The sequence below is a fragment of the Amazonocrinis nigriterrae CENA67 genome (assembly GCF_016056305.1).
GTDB classification, from domain to species: Bacteria; Cyanobacteriota; Cyanobacteriia; order Cyanobacteriales; family Nostocaceae; genus Amazonocrinis; species Amazonocrinis nigriterrae.
In genome coordinates, this window is sequence record NZ_JAECZC010000002.1 from 107,511 (window position 1) to 126,180 (window position 18,670).

An 18,670-nucleotide genomic window follows, 5' to 3' on the forward strand; every position below is an offset into this window, starting at 1 on the left:
TTAACTAAATAATACTCAATATTAAACAACCACCAATTTTAGTTATTTTACATTTGGCCAAGGTTTTGTCCAATCTTCTAGAGTCAAAGCAGTGACTTTTTCAAAATCTTTCCAGTTGCGGGTTACTAAAATCCCACTTACAGATTGTGCAATTGCCGCAATACGTAAATCTTACGTACCTATGCCTTTAAGTCTTTTAATTAATAAAAGCTGGTACATTGCATAAGCATCATTATCAAAAGCCAGTAATCGAATATTTTTGAAAAACTCTATTTCATCTGCCAAGCCTTTATAAGCCCATACTAATTTAGTATTGTATTTGGAAAGGTTGCTATTACAATCCTTGATACTTTTCAGCCATCCTTTAATTTTTTCCTCCAGTGTAATCACAGTTACAGCAAGATTTTCAGGTTTCTTTTGGCTGATACGCTGTATTACTGTTGGGTTTCCTTGTTGAAAAAGTGATACGTGATCTGTATCTAATATATATAACTTAGCCACTATAAATTAGACTCCGCATCTTTTGGTTGCATGTATTGATTGTAGTGCTTAAAATGAACAAGCTTTAGAAAATCGTCAAATTCTGCAAATTCTGTCAGTCCCAATTGTTTAATTTCATTCTCAAATTCATTGATAAAGTTTGCATGAGATGCCTCCATTTGTATATCAAGTTCACTACGTTCTTCTTCTATATAAGCAATTACTTCATCAAACAGAGGATTATCTTTGTGCATTCCTGCAAATTTCAACCAAGGATTTTCTGATTGAGCTGCTTCAATTGCTAAAGTAACTATTTTGGCACTCTCTAACCGACTTTGCAGACTTTGACTAACTTCTTCAATTGCTTCTGTTTCTGTATTGCCTATACCTTGACACTCTGGTAAACCTAGCAATGTTGCTTTAACTGTGCCATCTGGTTGATTTTCAATTAGCACATCATAAGTTGACTTGGGCGCTGTATCACTAGAGGAAATTTTGACAGCGAAATTCATGATTTTTTTGCCTTTGAAGTTTTATATTGATTATAACTTTGCAACCGAATAATCTATAAATGGCGATACACTTACTGCCTCAACTTCGCTCAAAGCTTTATATTTAGGTGTGAGCAGTAGTTCATAGTCAGGGCTAAAGTACTAAAGTAGTGAGTACAAAGCTTTAATTATTTACACAGACTTACTTATCTGTGGTTTGATTTTCATAATATTGTTTTTTTGCGATCGCTCTCATGATTTACGACCAATCAGAGTTTGATTTGCGCTGTGAGTGGGGGCCACAAGGGGTTGCTCAACTTGCTTCTATCAGTAATGTGATTGTGATAGTTGATGTTCTTTCTTTTTCTACTTGTGTAGAAATTGCCACCAACAACGGTGCAATAATTTTTCCTTACCCATATAAAGATGAATCAGTTATAGATTATGCCAAGTCAGTACAGGCGGAGTTGGCAAGTCATCGACAACGTTGGACTACAACCGGATATTCTCTTTCCCCAAAGTCGGTAACTCAAATTCCTGCTGGAACTAGACTAGTTTTACCTTCACCTAATGGTTCTTTTCTAACTTTACAAACTGGGAATACACCTACTATGGCTGGGTGTTTGCGAAATTGCCAAGCTGTGGCGCAGTTTGCCCAAAACTACGGCAATAAAATTGCAGTGATTCCTGCTGGCGAAAGGTGGAAAGATGATGGTAGCCTACGACCTGCATTTGAAGATTTAATTGGTGCTGGGGCAATTCTCAGTTACTTGCAAGGAAGTCTTTCACCAGAAGCTGAAGTAGCTGTGGCAACATTTCAGACTTTCCAGAAAGATTTACTAAGTTATTTGCAAAAATGTAGTTCTGGGAAAGAGTTAATTGCAGCAGGTTTCGAGGCAGATGTTGAACTCGCAGCTATGTACAACGTTAGTGATTGCGTGCCTTTGTTTAGAGAAAATGCTTATGTTAAACAGCCATTAGGAAGAATTATAAAATAAAAATAGACTAATCAATTAAAGGTCACATTCGTGTGTTTGACAGTATTTTGCATTATTAATTTCTCCCTGTAATTTACTTAATTGAATTATCTGAAATGCTGAACCACCCTGTACCTGAGCAGTGATGTAGGCAAAATTTTGACCGCGATAAAACTGGTCACGACCAACTTTTGTGACATACTTTGATTTTTGGAAGTCATTGGCAATGTTGGAGTTGTAGATATTTTTTAATAGTTTCACTGCTTGGGAAGTTTTGGTAGTGAATTTGACACTAGAGTCACCACTAACAGTTATTCCTTCTTTATTTACTATCCCATTTTGAGAAGTTACATCAGCGTAAAAGTACAAATTTCCCTTTGAACTTTCATAACCATGCGCTTCGCTGTTATATCTCAAGGGTAATAGTTGAGATTTGGTCTTTGCCCATTTGATAACGGTATTGATGTTTTGCCCTGGAAGTGCATTGGCAGGAGTGATGGTCAAAACTATAGCTAGGACAGAGACGAAAGTACTGAAAATATTGTTATTGTTATGACTTTTATACATGGTGATTTACTGGTCTAGGATTACTGATTACTAAACCTTAACTCACCATAATTATTTAGTCTTGTAAAAAAATAAACTTTTAGATGCTGGTTGCCGTTTTGAAGAATTGTTGAACTAGGGACTGGGGACTAGGAGGATTATGGAGAGAGGGATTCAAACCCCACTCAAATTTAGGAGTGAACATTTTCCCAGTACCCAGTACCCAGTCCCACTAGAGTAGATATTGTCGCAATCTAATAGAATTAGGTATTAAGAACGAAGCAAAGCATTCCTGTGATTTTTGTAACACTTTGTAACAAAACTATAATTTTGTCTCATGGAAGTAAGAGTGTGTATGTTCTAACTTGATGATCAAGGCTACAGATTCTACATACTTCTTAATAAATCACCAGTGAAAACGCAAAACGTTCTAATCTAAAAGCTGACTGGGTTAATTTACTGGCGTTTTGAAGGCGGTACTCTTAAGGCATAACCACACCGATGTGTCAAGCCTCAGAGCAACCCAGACTTAACACATAAATAATTATGATGGGAGTTTTACAAATCCGATGAGTGTTAAGGCAAGTGGTGGAAGCTCAGTTGCGCGTCCGCAACTATATCAAACTTTAGCTGTGGCAACCATTACCCAAGCGGAGCAACAAGACCGTTTCTTGGGAACCGGCGAACTGAATGAACTGGCAAGCTATTTTGCATCTGGCGCAAAGCGTCTAGAAATTGCCCAGATACTGACAGACAATTCCGAGATTATCGTATCTAGGGCTGCCAACAGGATTTTCGTTGGTGGTTCGCCAATGGCTTTTTTAGAAAAGCCCAGAGAACCAGAACTAGCTATGGCTGGTGCTGCTGCTAGTGGTGGCAATGTTCAAGATGGGATGAAACTGGGAACCGTTACCTACGTTGAAAGTCGTGGTGGGTTCTTTGAAGGTTTACGCTCAATCTTTAACACATCCCCCAGCGGCCCAGTACCTCAAGGCTTTAGACCAATCAACGTGGCTCGCTATGGCCCAAGCAACATGGCCAAGAGCTTGCGGGACTTGTCCTGGTTCTTACGCTATGCTACTTATGCGATCGTCGCAGGCGACCCCAACATCATTGCTGTGAATACACGGGGTTTACGGGAAATAATTGAAAATGCTTGTTCTGGCGAAGCAACCATAGTCGCTTTGCAAGAAATCAAAGCCGCTTCACTTTCATTTTTCCGTCAAGATGCTGAAGCCACAGACATTGTGACTCAGTACATGAATGTTTTGCTGATAGAATTCCAAGGAGCAACACCTTCTAACAAAGTCCGTCAACGTCCCTCTGGCGACCAACAAGGATTGCAACTGCCGCAGATTTACTTCAATGCGTCAGAACGGCGTCCGAAGTTTGTCATGAAGCCTGGTTTATCAGCCAGTGAAAAAAATGAGGTAATCAAAGCTGCCTATCGGCAGATCTTTGAGCGTGACATTACCCGCGCTTATGGACAGTCGATATCTTACCTAGAATCTCAGGTGAAGAATGGCGATATCTCCATGAAAGAGTTTGTTCGCCGTCTGGCAAAATCTCCACTTTACCAAAAACAGTTTTACCAGCCTTTTATTAACAGCCGAGTTATCGAATTAGCTTTCCGTCACATTTTGGGACGCGGGCCAAGTAGCCGTGAAGAAGTACAAAAATACTTCTCTATTATTTCTGACGGTGGTCTGCCAGCTTTAGTAGATGCTTTAGTAGATTCTGAAGAATACGGCGATTACTTTGGCGAAGAGACAGTACCTTATTTGCGGGGTCTTGGTCAAGAAGCACAAGAATGTCGCAACTGGGGGCCACAGCAAGACCTGTTTAACTACAGTGCGCCTTTCCGCAAAGTACCTCAGTTCATCACAACATTCGCTGCTTACGAACAGCCACTACCAGATCAGCATCCTTACGGTTCTGGTAATGACCCGTTGGAAATTCAATTTGGAGCGATTTTCCCGAAAGAAACTCGCAACCCCAGCAGCAGACCAGCTTTCTTTGGTAAAGATACCAAGCGCATCTTGATTCACCAAGGGCCCGGTATCAATAACCAAAACAGCAATCCCGATGCGCGGGGTGTAGCACCTGGTAGTCTAGGCGCGAAAGTCTTCAAGCTGGATCAAATTCCTGCCACATTCGGTAAAAAAGTTGGTAAAGGTGCCAGCATCAAATTCTCCGAAACTTCCACGCAAGCAGTGATTAAAGCCGCTTACCTGCAAGTTTTCGGTCGCGATGTCTACGAAGGTCAACGCCTGAGTGTGCAAGAAACCAAGCTGGAAAACGGCGACATTTCCGTGCGCGAATTTATCCGTGCTTTGGCGAAGTCCGATGTTTTCCGTAAAACTTACTGGACATCTTTGTATGTGATGAAGGCGATTGAGTACATTCATCGGCGATTGTTAGGTCGTCCCACCTACGGTCGTCAGGAAACGAATAAGTACTTTGATATCGCTGCTAAGCAGGGTTTCTATGCGGTGGTTGATGAGATCATCAACAGCGTTGAATACAGTGAGGCATTCGGTGAAGATACAGTTCCATACGAACGGTATTTGACACCTGCTGGTGTGTCACAGAGGTCGCTACGAGTTGGCAGTATTCGCGAAGATATCGCTCCTTCAATTCAGAAGGAAGAAACACCGCTGTTTATCACATTGGGTACAGTTACTCAAACCCGTACAGAACCCGATGTTCAGGCTCGGATCAATCAAGGTGTTTCTAAACAGCGCGAACAAACGAAAATCTTCAAGTTGGTGGCTGGTATCAAGGATAAAGTGGCGGTACAAACTGCCATCAGTGCTGCCTATCGCCAAATTTTCGAGCGTGATATTGCACCCTATGTCACTACTTCCAGAGAATTCAAAGTTTTGGAAAGCAAGTTAGGGAATGGCGAAATTACTGTTAAAGAGTTCATTGAAGGTTTAGGTTATTCCAGCCTTTACCGCAAAGAGTTCTACACGCCTTATCCCAACACCAAGGTGATTGAACTGGGAACAAAACACTTCCTGGGAAGAGCGCCTCTAAACCAGGCAGAAATCCGCAAATATAACCAAATTCTGGCAACTCAGGGACTCCGCGCCTTTATCACTGCGATCGTCGGTAGTCAGGAATATGCTGAAGTGTTTGGCGAAGATACGGTTCCTTACCGTCGCTTCCCGACCTTACCAGCAGCAAACTTCCCGAATACTGAGAAGTTGTACAACCAGCTAACTAAGCAAAATGATGATGTGGTTGTACCTAGCTTTGAGCCAGTCAAACCGCGCTTAGCGATCGCAGATGTATCATCACAAAGCAGCGAACCGTTGACTGTGGGATTGGGTCGTTCCAGCAACTATGGTGTTACACAGTCGGTAGAGCGTCGCCAATCTGCACGGATTTATCGTTTGAGTGTAGGCGCTAACGCAGCAGAAATGCAACAAGCGATCGCTGCTATTTACTCTCAAGTGCTAGATCTATTCGGCAGTGAGGTTCCTGATAATTTCCGCCGCGCTGACTTGGACAGCAAATTGCAGAACCAGGAAATTTCCGTGCGCGAGTTTGTTAGAGAACTGGCTAGTTCGGAAATCTATCGCCAACGCTTCTGTACAGCTTATCCCAACACCAAGGTGGTTGAATTCCTATTCCGTCACCTGCTAGGACGCGCACCAGCAACTCAGGACGAAATTGGTACCTACAACGAGTTGTTGTCTATCCGTGGCTTACGAGGCGCTGTAGATGCAATTGTCGATAGCCCAGAGTATATCGGTTACTTTGGTGAAGATGTAGTGCCTTACCACCGCTTTTCATCCTTACCAGCAGGTAACTACCTCGGTAGCATACAGGCTGATTAGGGATTAGGTACTGGGGACTAGGGACTGGGGACTGGGAAAATTCTTCCTTGATACCCAATACCCAATACCCAATACCCAATCCCCAGTACCCAATTTGTTGCAAATCTGAAAAGGAATATTACAAAGTGTTAAGAGCAGTCATAAATGCTCAACACAATGCCGGAAAATATACTGCGGAAGGAGCAATGTAAAGTTGCACCTATTTAATCAAATTCTGGTTTCATTCGTATTGGAGGAATCCATTAATGAGTATCGTCACGAAGTCCATCGTGAATGCTGATGCAGAAGCTCGCTACCTCAGCCCTGGCGAACTGGATCGGATCAAGAGCTTTGTTACAAGTGGTGAGCGTCGCGTCCGCATTGCTGATATTTTGACCCAAAGCCGCGAGCGCATTGTCAAGGCAGCAGGTGACCAAGTGTTCCAAAAGCGCCCTGATGTTGTGTCTCCTGGTGGTAACGCTTACGGTCAAGAAATGACAGCTACTTGTCTGCGTGACTTAGACTATTACCTCCGCCTTGTTACCTACGGTATCGTTTCTGGTGATGTTACCCCCATCGAAGAAATTGGTGTTGTAGGCGCTAAAGAAATGTACAAGTCCCTCGGCACCCCCATCGATGGCATTATTGAAGGTATCCGTGGGCTGAAGGCTGGAGCAAATAGCTTGCTGTCTGGCGAAGACGCTGCTGAAGCTGGTGCTTACTTTGACTACCTAATTGGTGCTCTAGGCGGCTAAAGCTGTTTCCTCGACACGAAACAAAAGTATTGCAATACGATTGGAAATAAGGAATTAACAACATGGCTCAAGACGCTATTACCGCTGTAATTAACTCTGCGGACGTTCAAGGTAAGTACTTAGATGCGACTGCTTTGTCGAAGTTGAAAGCTTACTTCTCAAGTGGTGAACTGCGCGTCCGTGCTGCTACCACAATCAGCGCTAACGCAGCTGCGATCGTTAAAGAAGCTGTTGCAAAGTCCTTGCTGTACTCTGACATCACCCGTCCCGGTGGTAACATGTACACCACCCGTCGCTATGCTGCTTGTATCCGCGATTTGGACTACTACCTCCGCTATGCAACCTATGCTATGTTAGCTGGCGATCCTTCCATCCTGGATGAGCGCGTATTGAACGGTTTGAAAGAAACCTACAACTCTTTGGGTGTTCCCGTTGGCCCTACCGTACAAGCTATCCAAGCAATCAAAGAAGTAACTGCTGCTTTGGTTGGTGCAGATGCTGGTAAGGAAATGGGTACTTACCTAGACTATATCTCCTCTGGCTTGAGCTAATAGCTAGTTTGCACTTAAGTATTTTAGGTGCGAAATTAAGGTCTGGAAATCAATCGTGAGTGCTAGAGAGTTTTGTCGCTTATCTTCTTGAATAGCTCAGTGATGAGTGTTAACGTTCTAGTATTGATGCTTGATTTCCAGCCTTGGAATGAATGATTTTAAGATTTGAGTAAAATACATACTCCCGTTTCTTTTGAGATAAAAAAGTTTTCACGTTTACCACAGGAGATTTAAAACATGGCGCGGTTATTCAAAATTACTGCTTGTGTTCCCAGCCAAACCCGGATTCGTACCCAACGCGAACTACAAAATACCTACTTCACCAAGCTTGTTCCTTATGAAAACTGGTTCAGCGAACAGCAACGGATTCAAAAAGCAGGCGGCAAAATCGTGAAGGTAGAACTAGCTACAGGTAAGCAAGGTGCTAATACCGGGTTGGCGTAATTTTTATATATAGACCGAACATTATTTTAGGGAGTTTCAAAGAGGTCGGGGTTGACCTCTTTTTTTATTGCTATTTTTTAAACTTCACTCAACCCTAACCTACGTCGCATTTCTGTACTGGAAATTCCACTTTCGGGTGGAGACAAAATACCCAGAGTAATCACAATAATACCCAATTTCTGCATAATGCCATCTCTTTGTCTAACTATCTCTTACAAAAAGAGTGCCCATAAATTTAGTCAGTCTAACTATTTATGAGACGGAAAATTTCTTCATTCTACTAAAAAGGAATCAAGGTCTTTTCAATTAAAGAGTTCAGATTATTCTCTGAGAGACCATTTATAAAGTAAATCTTAAGTAGGGTGTGTTATGGCTTTAGCCTAACGCACCGTCATATCAACGGTGCGTTAGGCGCTTTTCAGATATTTTTCGTTACAAATCATATTGAAATATGCGCCTAACACACCCTACAAAAATTTTATTTTTACTTTATAAATAACCTCTGACAAGAGTGACAAAAACGGGATCAGGAGCCAGAATTTAGAATCATTGTGTACTCTGAATTTCTATTCATACTTTAAGTTCAGACCATATACAGCGATCGCAGCTATCATTCTTTGCTAAGATTGCCAATGCAAAAACATTGAAACAGGGCACTCTTCACCACTATGGCTACATCTGCAATTGACGGTAAAGACGCAGCAGCTATCCAAGCCGCAACAGCAGGGGTTGCTGTATGCGATCGCTCTTTTTGGGGACGCATCCGTGTTTCTGATGATGACCGTCTGCGCTTTTTACACAACCAAAGTACTAACGATTTCCAAAGTCTCAAGCCAGGACAGGGTTGTGATACTGTAATGGTGACATCTACAGCCCGTACAATTGACTTGGTAACTGCCTATGTTCTTGATGATGCAGTGTTGTTGTTAGTTTCACCTAGCCGCCGTGAGTTTTTGATGCAATGGTTGGATAGATATATTTTCTTTGCTGACAAAGTACAGTTAGCGGATGTCACCGATGAAACAGCTACCTTTAGCTTAGTCGGGCCAGACAGTGACACAGTGATAGAAAAGCTGGGTGCAGGAGCAATTATTGGTCAACCCTACGGGAATCATATCTCAGTTGATGATATTGTCGTAGCTGTGGGTAGCGGCTTGGCTACTGTGGGATATACTCTGATTTTGCCAGCTTCCAATAAACAAAAGGTGTGGAGTCAGATTTTAGAATTAGGGGCAGTAGAATTAAGCGATCGCGCTTGGGAAACGTTACGAATATTACAAGGTAGACCAGCGCCAGATTTAGAACTTACAGATGATTACAATCCCCTGGAAGTGGGTTTATGGCAGACGATTTCTTTTAACAAAGGTTGTTACATCGGTCAAGAAACCATCGCTCGGTTGAATACCTATAAAGGTGTAAAGCAATACCTATGGGGTATTCGCCTCAGTGCTGCTGCGGAAATTGGAAGTGCGATCGCGATCGCTGATGAAAAAGTCGGTAAACTGACCAGTTATACAGAAACTCCTGAAGGTCACTTTGGACTAGGTTACATCAAGAGCAAAGCTGGTGGTATAGGTTTGAAAGTCCAAGTCGGAGAAACTGAGGGGGAAATCGTCGCAGTCCCGTTTGTTTCTCATGAATATCCAAATTAATAGATATTCAAATAACTAGATCGGCAACAATAAAGTGAACTCGTCATTTGTTAGAGTTTCAAACATTTTGGCATTATTCTTGCCTATCTAACTAGAAAATACTTTGTGACTTTGTGACGGCAGTCGCTACAACGGAGGGAACCTCACGCCAGTTTGCTCAAGTCGGGAAACCCGCCCACGCAACTGGCTCCGCAACGCGCTGCCTCGTCTTTGTGGTAAAAATTTTTAACCACAAAAGACACGAAGACACAAAGAGTAAAAGGGTTTTCATTCATTCCGTCGCTAGAATTAATACAGTTCAAAAAACCTAATTATGCTGTAGTGATACGGTTAATGGAGGTAGTAAATATGGTTTTACAAACAGAGAAGTGCAATTACACCCCAGAAGAGTATCTGGAATTAGAAGAACAGGCTGAATATAAAAATGAATACAGAAATGGAGAAATTCTACCCATGACAGGGGGAACAACTAACCACAATAAAATTGCAGGTAACTTTTATAAAAAATTTCCTCTAACAATACAAGGACAAGATTATGAGATTTACATTGGTGATGTAAAATTGTCCATACCTCAATATCGAATCTACACTTATCCTGATGTTATGGTCGTTAAAGGTAAACCTGTTTACGAGGGAACTGGTACAACAATTATTACTAATCCTTTGTTAATAGTTGAAGTTTTATCAAATTCAACTAAAAATTATGACAAAACAGACAAGTTTAAATATTACCGTTCAATTTCTGGATTTCAAGAATATATTATGATTGACCAGTATAGTTTTACAGTAGAACAATTTGCTAAACAAGCAGAAAGTCAATGGCTTTTTAAGGAATATGAAGGTGAACACGCTATTTTAATTCTAGATTCTCTCAATTTCCAGATTTCCTTACGTGAGATTTATGAGCGGGTTAATTTTGATTTGAGTGAGGAATAAGGCAATATATAGCTATAATTAATACCATCGCCAAAAGAAAGCGATCGCCTATACTAAATCAGGTATTGTTGATTACTTCAGAAAATTTTGAACTTTTAGTAGCGCGGCGCGATTAGAATAGTGTAATAAGCTAGGTGCTGCATGGAATGTGGAATGATTTAGTGGGGCAAGTTTACCAAAATCCTCGCACTTTGGTTGATTTGTAAGCGTGAAGCCGCCTCTGGCAACGTTTATCTATGTGGAAATAAGGGGTTTGGCTATTGTTTACGTAAATAGTGAAACTTTTCACAATAACGCTACATAACCGTAACAAAACTGCCATAAATGCTGTCTACATTAGTGATATATCCAAATATCCTTCCAGACAGCTATGAAAAACCAAATACGCGATGACAGCGATCATCCTTTAATTAATAAATCCTATAAAAACACTCCTTGGAAAAAAGCAGCAGCCTCTGTCTCGTTGGTGCTGCTGGGATCGGGTATGACATTAGCAGGCGGCTATCTGGCTGGACATCATCAGCAGTTGTCTCTTAGTGCTTCAAACTTAGCAGTGAGTCGAGTCAATGCAGCCCCCCCATTACCAGCTGCTACAGATCCTAACTTTGTCATCGAGGTGGTGAAAAAGGTAGGGCCAGCAGTAGTGCGAATTGACTCCTCCCGAACTGTCAAAAGCAGGGTACCAGATGAATTCAGCCAAGACCCATTTTTCCAGCGTTTCTTTGGATCTCAATTACCAGAACAACAAAATCGGGTAGAACGGGGTACTGGTTCAGGTTTTATCATTAGTAGTGATGGACGCATCCTCACTAACGCCCACGTTGTTGATGGTGCTGATACAGTAACAGTTACCGTCAAGGATGGGCGCAGTTTTACAGGAAAGGTGCTGGGGAAAGATGAATTAACAGATGTGGCGGTTGTCAAAATTCAGGCAGATAACTTGCCTACGGTAGCTTTGGGTAACTCAGATCAACTGCAAGCAGGAGAATGGGCGATCGCGATCGGTAATCCTCTGGGGTTAGATAATACTGTGACAACCGGAATCATTAGCGCCACCGGACGCAGTAGCAATCAAATTGGTGCCCCAGATAAGCGAGTTGAGTATATTCAAACTGACGCGGCGATTAATCCTGGTAACTCTGGCGGGCCTCTACTGAATTCCCGTGGCGAAGTAATTGGTATGAACACAGCTATTATCCAGGGCGCACAAGGATTAGGCTTTGCCATTCCCATTAGCACAGCACAACGTATTTCCAATCAACTGATAGCCACAGGTAAAGTGCAGCACCCTTATCTAGGCATTCAGATGGTAGGTTTAACACCTCAGTTAAAGCAAAATATTAACTCAGACCCCAATAGCGGTTTGAGTGTGAATGAAGATAAAGGTGTCTTAGTTGTAAAAGTTATGCCTAACTCCCCAGCAGCTAAAGCAGGAATCCGTGCTGGTGATGTGATTAAAAAACTCAATGGTGAATTAGTTACAGATGCTAATAGCGTTCAAAGAGCAGTAGAAAATAGTCAAGTTGGCTCAAATTTGCGTATAGAATTGAGTCGTAATGGACAAAATGTCAACTTAGCTGTACAACCTGGTGCTTTCCCCACTGAACAACTGCAATAATTTATTTTTTGGTAACTTCAAAAAATTAATTATTCTGCTTGAAGTTGTTGATTGTTGACTGTCAGCAAAGAACAATGACAATGACAGTTGATTTATAAAATAAGTCTTAACTAGCGTGCGTTAGGCTTGAGCCTAACGCACAGCCATATACGGCAGATTTCAATTGGTGAAGTACACAAACTAGGTCTAGTCCTCATTCATAAAGCCTGTTTTACTTCTCAATTCCCAATTCCCCATTCCCAATTCCCCATTCCCAATTCCCCATTCCCCATTCCCAATTCCCCATTCCCAATTCCCCATTCACAATTCCCAATTTTAACGTCCTACTAAATACCGTATACCAATCAATAATAAAAAGATGCCATATAGCTTTTTCATTGTTTCACTGCTAATATATGGCTGATTAGCAAACAAAGCTCCAAATAAATTTCCAATTAATAAACCAACAGCAATTAGTACAGCATATTTGAGATCAATCTTGCCACTACGATAGTAAACTGCTGCTCCCAGCAGACCAATTGGCAAGATTTGTGCAGCAATAGAAGTGCCAGTAGCTAACTTCTGATCTAGACCAACTAGCAGTACCATTGCTGGCACCATAATTGCACCACCACCGATACCAAACATACCGCCTGCAACACCAGCCACAAGACCGATAAGCAACATTTGGATAAGTATATTAGACATACAAAACTATTTTTTTCCTACTAATTACAAACTAATTTTATTTGAAAAAATTGATTTTGGTAGCATAGCGTGAACCCCTTTTTGAGGGCTGTTTACAACTTGAGTGATGCGAAAATTCACAGCTAAACTACACAAAACATAGGCATCTTCTGCCGACAAATGTGTAAATTTCTCCAAAAAATCAATCATATTTTGCAAAGCCAGCTCCAAGGCTGCATCTAATGTTTGAGCAAACCCCATTGTGATAATATCAGTAGATGTTTCAGCAAGGGGTGTTGTTAGTTGCAAATCCTTGCGAAGTTTGAGCATAATTCTACCGTTCATGGAAGTTTCAATAGCGGTGACATTAACTTCGCCATCTCCTTGTGCTGAATGCCCATCGCCAATAGAAAACAGCGCACCTGGAACAAAAATAGGCAAAAATACACGGGAACCTGTTTGGAGTTCGCGGTTATCAATATTACCACCATAACAGCCTGGTGGAATAGAAGTTCGCGCATTTTCTGGGGTAGCAACACCAAGAATACCAAAAAAGGGTTTGAGAGGAATTTTAATACCGCTATTATCGGGAAATTCGGCGATATTGTTAACTAAATCTAGGGGAATGAATCTCAGGGCGGGTTGAGGAAACTGGTGTGGTAAAGCACCCCAACCTGCACGAATGGCATTGAAGCCAACCGGTAAACTAGGTGCGATCGCTTCTAATCTTACTTCCAAAACATCCCCTGGTTCTGCATCCCGCACGTAAATTGGCCCTGTCAATAAATGCGGCCCCGCTGCAATTTTACGTTCTGGGGGAAGATTTTGGCAGATGTCAAGAAATTCTGGTGTGAGAAACTCTGGTGGGGCTTTGTCGTAAACGTAGTAACCACTGTAAGTTTCTATGTCTATAGTATCGCCGGAATCAATAGTCAGTGCTGGTTTTAGTAGATGCGAGAAACCACCTAAATGCACAGTTTCTCTAGTAGCTTTTAATATGTGATGATTCATTATTCCTTTACTGGCTTCACAGTATTTTTATTTAAAATTAAAGTATTACGCTGATAGATGCATGATCGCCGTATTTAGGGGCGTGATAGGATGTTTGTCAAGTATCAATAGTTTTGCTTTCAAGCATAATCTAAGTAAAATTAATATGGGAACAAAGCTTAAAATACTACATTTTTTGTTTGACACTACCCTCGACTTCCTTAAACCAAGGATTCGGGTATTAAAAATGGCTCTTCAAACATCCTCTCAGGATCAGGAAGCTGGGGAGTTAGGTTTTTGCTTATTTTAGGACTTCGGCAAAACTACACATTGTCGCAGCAATTCATCAATTGTCGCTACGTGAAAGTAAGGGTTGTGGCTCTTGTTTGCAGAAGTCCTATACTTAATTGAGGCTGTAGCACTAGTTTCTGAGATATGATCTTATTATTGGGTTTTTAAAAGCAGTTCGTTAGGATAATTACCTGTTGTATATGCTCTAGATTAGTAGGCTGTTGAATATGCCTTATTCTACCTTGTTTCAGACAAGAAATAGTTGATTACCCAAGTATCATATTCTACAAATCTTAAATATTTCAACTTAACCCATTCACTCAATTAATAAATTTTGGATAAAATGCCTATTTCATGAGCGATCTATATATTTGATTGCTATATTGTATTAAACTAATTATTTTTCCAAAAATGGGGAAAGCTGTGCGTAATGATTTACATGGCTTGGAGATTAGTCACAAAGAACTACAAACTTTGACTAATTTGCCTGTGAAGGATGAATTAATAATTATTATTAATCCTTTCAAGAAAATTGTCAAAGATATTTTAGAAAAAATTAAAGGCTCTGAGGGTGCAACTGTAGTTTTTCTGAGTTTTTCTACTGTTGTTTTCGGTTATGTATTATTTGATATTTTCATTAAAATTTTTGCAACATGGATTACAATTCCATCTTGGTTATTATTAATATTTTTATTGATATGGGGTGGTAGTTTCACACAAATATTTTTATATTATTGGTGGAAAAAAAGACTAAAAACTCTTAAATCTCACATGACACACTCCCTGCAAATTCTTTTACAAGATGTTGATAGATATAATGCAGTTATTAAAGCAATAGATATCAATGATCAAATAGAAGAAGCTGGAAATCCAGAAGTTAGGATTCAGAAAAGGGAAAAAGTCATAGAAGCACTACAACTTACCAGAAGTGATTTAGTCCGTGCTTTAAAAACAGAAAGAATTTTGAGAGAAAACAAAAGCTTTATTCTGAGGAATACAGAGTTATTTGTCAATAATTTAGCAACTTTAACGGCTATGCAAGTTACTGAACAGGCTACAGAACATGGACGGTTACTAAATGAAGCATTTCAAATTGCATTAGATGTGCAATCTGAAATGAAAAAATTGCAGAGTCAAGAAGGGGTAGAGGGGATAGGGGGATGAGGGAGATAAGGAAGTAGGGGAAGATTACACTGTGACTGCTAACTTAGCGCTCCCAACTCTTAACTCCTAACTCCCACCTCATCGCTTTTCTCACAAACTAACCCAAGGCTGCAATTCAGGGTCTAACATAAAGTAGTGTAAATAAAGCGATCGCCTACAGGCATGGACTGGAAAGAAGTTAGAGGTAATTGGGTAATCATTCCCCGTAATCCCATCGGTATCATCCATTTCTTGGGAGGTGCATTTGTCGCCACTGCACCTCACCTGACTTATCGCTGGTTCTTGGAACAGTTGGCCAGTAAGGGTTATGTCATCATTGCTACGCCGTTTGTCAATACTCTAGATCATATTGCGATCGCTAAATCTGTACTGCTGAATTTTGATCGCACTTTAGAACGACTACATGAATCTACGGCATTACGTAAACTCTACCTTCCTATCTACGGCATCGGCCACAGTATGGGTTGTAAACTCCATTTGCTCATTGGCAGTCTTTTCCCTGTAGAACGGGCTGGAAATATATTAATATCCTTCAATAATTATGCAGCCAAGGATGCTATTCCGTTAGTAGAGCAATTAAATTCTACTTTGGCAATTGAGTTTACCCCCTCGCCGCTGGAAACTAACCAGCTTATCCTTGAACGCTACAACATCCGCCGCAATTTATTAATCAAATTTAGCAACGATACTATTGATCAATCAGCGACTTTAACCAAAATCTTGCAAGAACGCTTTCCTGAAATGGTAACAACACAAACATTACCAGGAACTCATACCACACCCCTAGGTCAAGACATTAAATGGCAACCAGGAGCATCTTTTACTCCCTTTGATGCTTTAGGGCAATGGTTTAAGCAAGAAGTATACCGCGACTTGAACCAGCTAAAACGCGCTACCCTCTTGTGGCTAAATCCCCTTTCACCTCCATAATATTTTGTTTATGACTAGCAAAAGGTCATAAAGTCGGGGGACAATAGGGGATGAGTAAGTAGTATGACTATAGTCATCCTATTTATCCATTCCCTGTTAGCATATTTTGATTATTTCTTTTTTTTACAATTAGTTTTTTTATTCAATCATACCATAATTTTACATGTTTCAAATACTAGTAATTGATGATGACGTTTCAATACAAATATTCCTGAAAAGGATGTTGGAAAAGCAGGGTTATGAAGTAGTTGCTGCCAGTAACGGAGAGGAAGGAATTGCACAAGCAATAGCTTGGCGTCCCGCACTGATTATATGCGATTGGATAATGCCGGGTTTGAATGGATTAGAAGTCTGTAATCGGATTAAAACAGATCCCAATTTATCCACAACGTTCTTTATTTTATTGACATCTTTGGATTCGGTCGCCGATCGCGTCAAAGGGCTAGATGCTGGTGCTGATGATTTTATCACCAAACCAATCGAGCAAAATGAACTCAAAGCAAGAGTGAGAGCCGGATTACGCCTACATCAATTGAGTCGGGATTTGCAGACTCAAAAATTACTTTTAGAAGCAGAACTAGCAGAAGCAGCAGAATACGTGCGATCGCTTCTACCTTTACCTCTCACTGAACCCTTCGAGGTCGATTCCCGATTTATTCCCTCGCGCCAACTCGGTGGCGATTGTTTTGATTACTATTGGCTAGATGATAATTATCTAGCAGTCTATTTATTAGATACTGCTGGACATGGACTCAAAGCTACTCTTCCCTCTATTTCAGTGCTGAATCTGCTACGTTCCCGCGCCCTCAAAAGTTTGAATTACTATCAACCCAGTGATGTACTCAAAGCTTTGAATGAAACCTTCCAGATGAATTATCAAAATGATAAATACTTTACTATCTGGTACGGAGTTTATAACCGAATCAACCAGCAGTTAATTTACGCAAGTGCAGGTCATCCACCAGCAATATTGGTTTCTGGCACATCTCAAAAAAATACTCAAGTTCAACTCTTGAGAACTCCCGGTATGCCAGTTGGCATGTTTCCAGAGGCAAAATATGTTGATGCTTTTTGCCATGTGGAAAAATATAGCAGTCTTTATATTTTTAGTGATGGTGTCTACGAAATTACTAAATCAGATGGCACACTTTGGAGTTTAGATGCTTTTATTCATATACTTGTTAGCTTACAACATACTGTTGATTACCAACTAGATCAGATATTGAATTACCTGATTGCCTTGAACTCCAAAGAGGCCTTTGATGATGATCTATCAATCCTACAAATTAAATTTTTTTAATTAATTTTTGGATAGTGCAACCTCATTAAACTTATCTTGATTAGGAAATATTTCAAATACTTTATCCATACCAGTCAGTTCAAATAATATTCTCACTTGTTCATTAATCGAGCAGAGAACCAGCTTAGTATCTGCCGCCCGTAATGTTTTGAATGCTAATACCAAAGCACCCAGAGCAGAACTATCCATAAACGTTACATCTTGACAATCAACTAGCACAGTTTTTGCACCGCTTTCTAGAAGATTAGTTATATTTTCTCGCAATTCTTGTGAATTGGTGGTGTTGACAATACCGCTGAGCTTAATAACTTTAACTTTCAATTCCTGATTCATCATAATTTGCGACCAAGTTTTTGGAATAGAAGGTGTCGATTTTGCTAGTATTATATACTAATAGTCAGGCTTTAAAAAAGCTAACAAAATAAGAGCTATGAGTTATTTAATGTTTAGTGATTCATAATAAATCCTAATGATATATAGCCATGTATTTGGGACTTGATTTTAGTCAAATGAGAGTTATTAACAGCTAGCTGATAGCTCCTCTTTTCTTGAGATAAATTGTGGTATTGTAAACATTAATGAGGAATTTATTAATACAAGGTTTGTAGTCATAAATATTTTTATTTTATAAATATACACTTATGATAAAAAATCATATTTTTATTTGTTAAGCATTAGTTTTAATTAATGAAACCCAAACATTAGTCATTTTTTTTAATTTTAAAATATTGACTAGGTTAACTTTTCTAATAAAAAATCTAAATAATTACTACTGTAAATAAATATAACTCATTATCATAGGTAATTTTTGTATCCGTTGCATCAAAATACTTTTATTAAAACTAATTGTAGATCAGCAAATAGACAATAAATTTACCGATTTTGGAGGAATAAATAATCTAAAAGAAAGTTATTAACAGCTTATTAAGCATATAAAATCTGGTAAAACTTAAAAGTAAGATAAAACTTTGGGGTTACCCAACACAAGCTGATAGTAGCAGGGTTATCTAATTTGTTCTAAATTCTACCTACAACATAGGAAATAAGAAAACCCT

At 40.1% G+C, this 18,670-nt stretch carries 16 protein-coding genes and 1 pseudogene; 11 read left to right on the forward strand and 6 right to left on the reverse strand.

Going from position 1 to position 18,670, the window contains the following annotated elements:
- Positions 1 to 171 precede the first annotated feature (171 nt).
- A complete protein-coding gene (locus I8748_RS01995; RefSeq protein WP_225896279.1) occupies positions 172 to 501 on the reverse strand; it encodes a PIN domain-containing protein in 330 nt (109 codons plus the stop codon).
- Positions 501 to 992, reverse strand: coding sequence for a hypothetical protein (locus tag I8748_RS02000; protein WP_225896280.1), 492 nt, complete (start codon positions 990 to 992; stop codon positions 501 to 503). The genes I8748_RS01995 and I8748_RS02000 overlap by 1 nt, the downstream gene beginning before the upstream one ends.
- Before the next feature lie 233 nt (positions 993 to 1,225).
- On the opposite strand from I8748_RS02000, the gene I8748_RS02005 reads away from it, so the two are divergent.
- Positions 1,226 to 1,969 (forward strand): 2-phosphosulfolactate phosphatase, encoded by a 744-nt coding sequence (locus tag I8748_RS02005; protein WP_198123003.1) that lies wholly within the window; start codon positions 1,226 to 1,228, stop codon positions 1,967 to 1,969.
- A 15-nt stretch (positions 1,970 to 1,984) separates the two neighbouring features.
- Here the strand turns inward: I8748_RS02005 and I8748_RS02010 are convergent, their stop codons facing one another.
- Complete coding sequence (locus tag I8748_RS02010; RefSeq protein WP_198123004.1) at positions 1,985 to 2,515, reverse strand: hypothetical protein; 531 nt, start codon at positions 2,513 to 2,515, stop codon at positions 1,985 to 1,987.
- A gap of 548 nt (positions 2,516 to 3,063) precedes the next feature.
- On the opposite strand from I8748_RS02010, the pseudogene I8748_RS02015 reads away from it, so the two are divergent.
- From I8748_RS02015 to I8748_RS02045, 7 genes and pseudogenes are all read left to right on the forward strand, one after another.
- A pseudogene (locus I8748_RS02015) lies at positions 3,064 to 6,333 on the forward strand (phycobilisome rod-core linker polypeptide); the annotation flags it as partial.
- A gap of 251 nt (positions 6,334 to 6,584) precedes the next feature.
- Complete coding sequence (apcA, locus tag I8748_RS02020; protein WP_198123006.1) at positions 6,585 to 7,073, forward strand: globin family protein; 489 nt, start codon at positions 6,585 to 6,587, stop codon at positions 7,071 to 7,073.
- 62 nt (positions 7,074 to 7,135) lie between these two features.
- Positions 7,136 to 7,624, forward strand: coding sequence for an allophycocyanin subunit beta (apcB, locus tag I8748_RS02025; RefSeq protein ID WP_096552162.1), 489 nt, complete (start codon positions 7,136 to 7,138; stop codon positions 7,622 to 7,624).
- Between the two features lie 237 nt (positions 7,625 to 7,861).
- Entirely contained in the window at positions 7,862 to 8,068 is a 207-nt protein-coding gene (locus tag I8748_RS02030) for a phycobilisome linker polypeptide (RefSeq protein WP_198123007.1), read from the forward strand.
- 668 nt (positions 8,069 to 8,736) lie between these two features.
- Positions 8,737 to 9,720, forward strand: coding sequence for a CAF17-like 4Fe-4S cluster assembly/insertion protein YgfZ (gene ygfZ, locus I8748_RS02035; protein WP_198123008.1), 984 nt, complete (start codon positions 8,737 to 8,739; stop codon positions 9,718 to 9,720).
- Positions 9,721 to 10,068: 348 nt separating this feature from the next.
- Positions 10,069 to 10,656: a Uma2 family endonuclease gene (locus I8748_RS02040; RefSeq protein ID WP_198123009.1), complete on the forward strand. Its 588-nt coding sequence runs from the start codon at positions 10,069 to 10,071 to the stop codon at positions 10,654 to 10,656.
- Between the two features lie 370 nt (positions 10,657 to 11,026).
- Positions 11,027 to 12,274 carry an HhoA/HhoB/HtrA family serine endopeptidase gene (locus tag I8748_RS02045; protein WP_198123010.1) on the forward strand — a complete coding sequence of 416 codons (1,248 nt, stop codon included), beginning with the start codon at positions 11,027 to 11,029 and terminating at the stop codon, positions 12,272 to 12,274.
- Positions 12,275 to 12,589: 315 nt separating this feature from the next.
- Here the strand turns inward: I8748_RS02045 and I8748_RS02050 are convergent, their stop codons facing one another.
- The gene (locus I8748_RS02050; RefSeq protein WP_198123011.1) at positions 12,590 to 12,961 is read right to left on the reverse strand and encodes a sulfite exporter TauE/SafE family protein; all 372 of its coding nucleotides are present in this window, start codon (positions 12,959 to 12,961) and stop codon (positions 12,590 to 12,592) included.
- A 24-nt stretch (positions 12,962 to 12,985) separates the two neighbouring features.
- Positions 12,986 to 13,951: an acetamidase/formamidase family protein gene (locus I8748_RS02055; protein ID WP_198123012.1), complete on the reverse strand. Its 966-nt coding sequence runs from the start codon at positions 13,949 to 13,951 to the stop codon at positions 12,986 to 12,988.
- A gap of 681 nt (positions 13,952 to 14,632) precedes the next feature.
- On the opposite strand from I8748_RS02055, the gene I8748_RS02060 reads away from it, so the two are divergent.
- The 3 genes from I8748_RS02060 to I8748_RS02070 all read left to right on the forward strand — a co-directional run bounded on the left by I8748_RS02060 (position 14,633) and on the right by I8748_RS02070 (position 17,615).
- Positions 14,633 to 15,385 (forward strand): hypothetical protein, encoded by a 753-nt coding sequence (locus tag I8748_RS02060; protein WP_198123013.1) that lies wholly within the window; start codon positions 14,633 to 14,635, stop codon positions 15,383 to 15,385.
- A gap of 162 nt (positions 15,386 to 15,547) precedes the next feature.
- Positions 15,548 to 16,315, forward strand: coding sequence for a DUF1350 family protein (locus I8748_RS02065; RefSeq protein ID WP_198123014.1), 768 nt, complete (start codon positions 15,548 to 15,550; stop codon positions 16,313 to 16,315).
- 163 nt (positions 16,316 to 16,478) lie between these two features.
- Positions 16,479 to 17,615, forward strand: a complete 1,137-nt coding sequence (locus I8748_RS02070; RefSeq protein WP_198123015.1) for a PP2C family protein-serine/threonine phosphatase — start codon at positions 16,479 to 16,481, stop codon at positions 17,613 to 17,615.
- On the opposite strand, the gene I8748_RS02075 is transcribed toward I8748_RS02070, so the two are convergent.
- Positions 17,616 to 17,948 carry an STAS domain-containing protein gene (locus I8748_RS02075; protein ID WP_198123192.1) on the reverse strand — a complete coding sequence of 111 codons (333 nt, stop codon included), beginning with the start codon at positions 17,946 to 17,948 and terminating at the stop codon, positions 17,616 to 17,618. It abuts the gene before it with no gap.
- Positions 17,949 to 18,670: the final 722 nt, after the last annotated feature.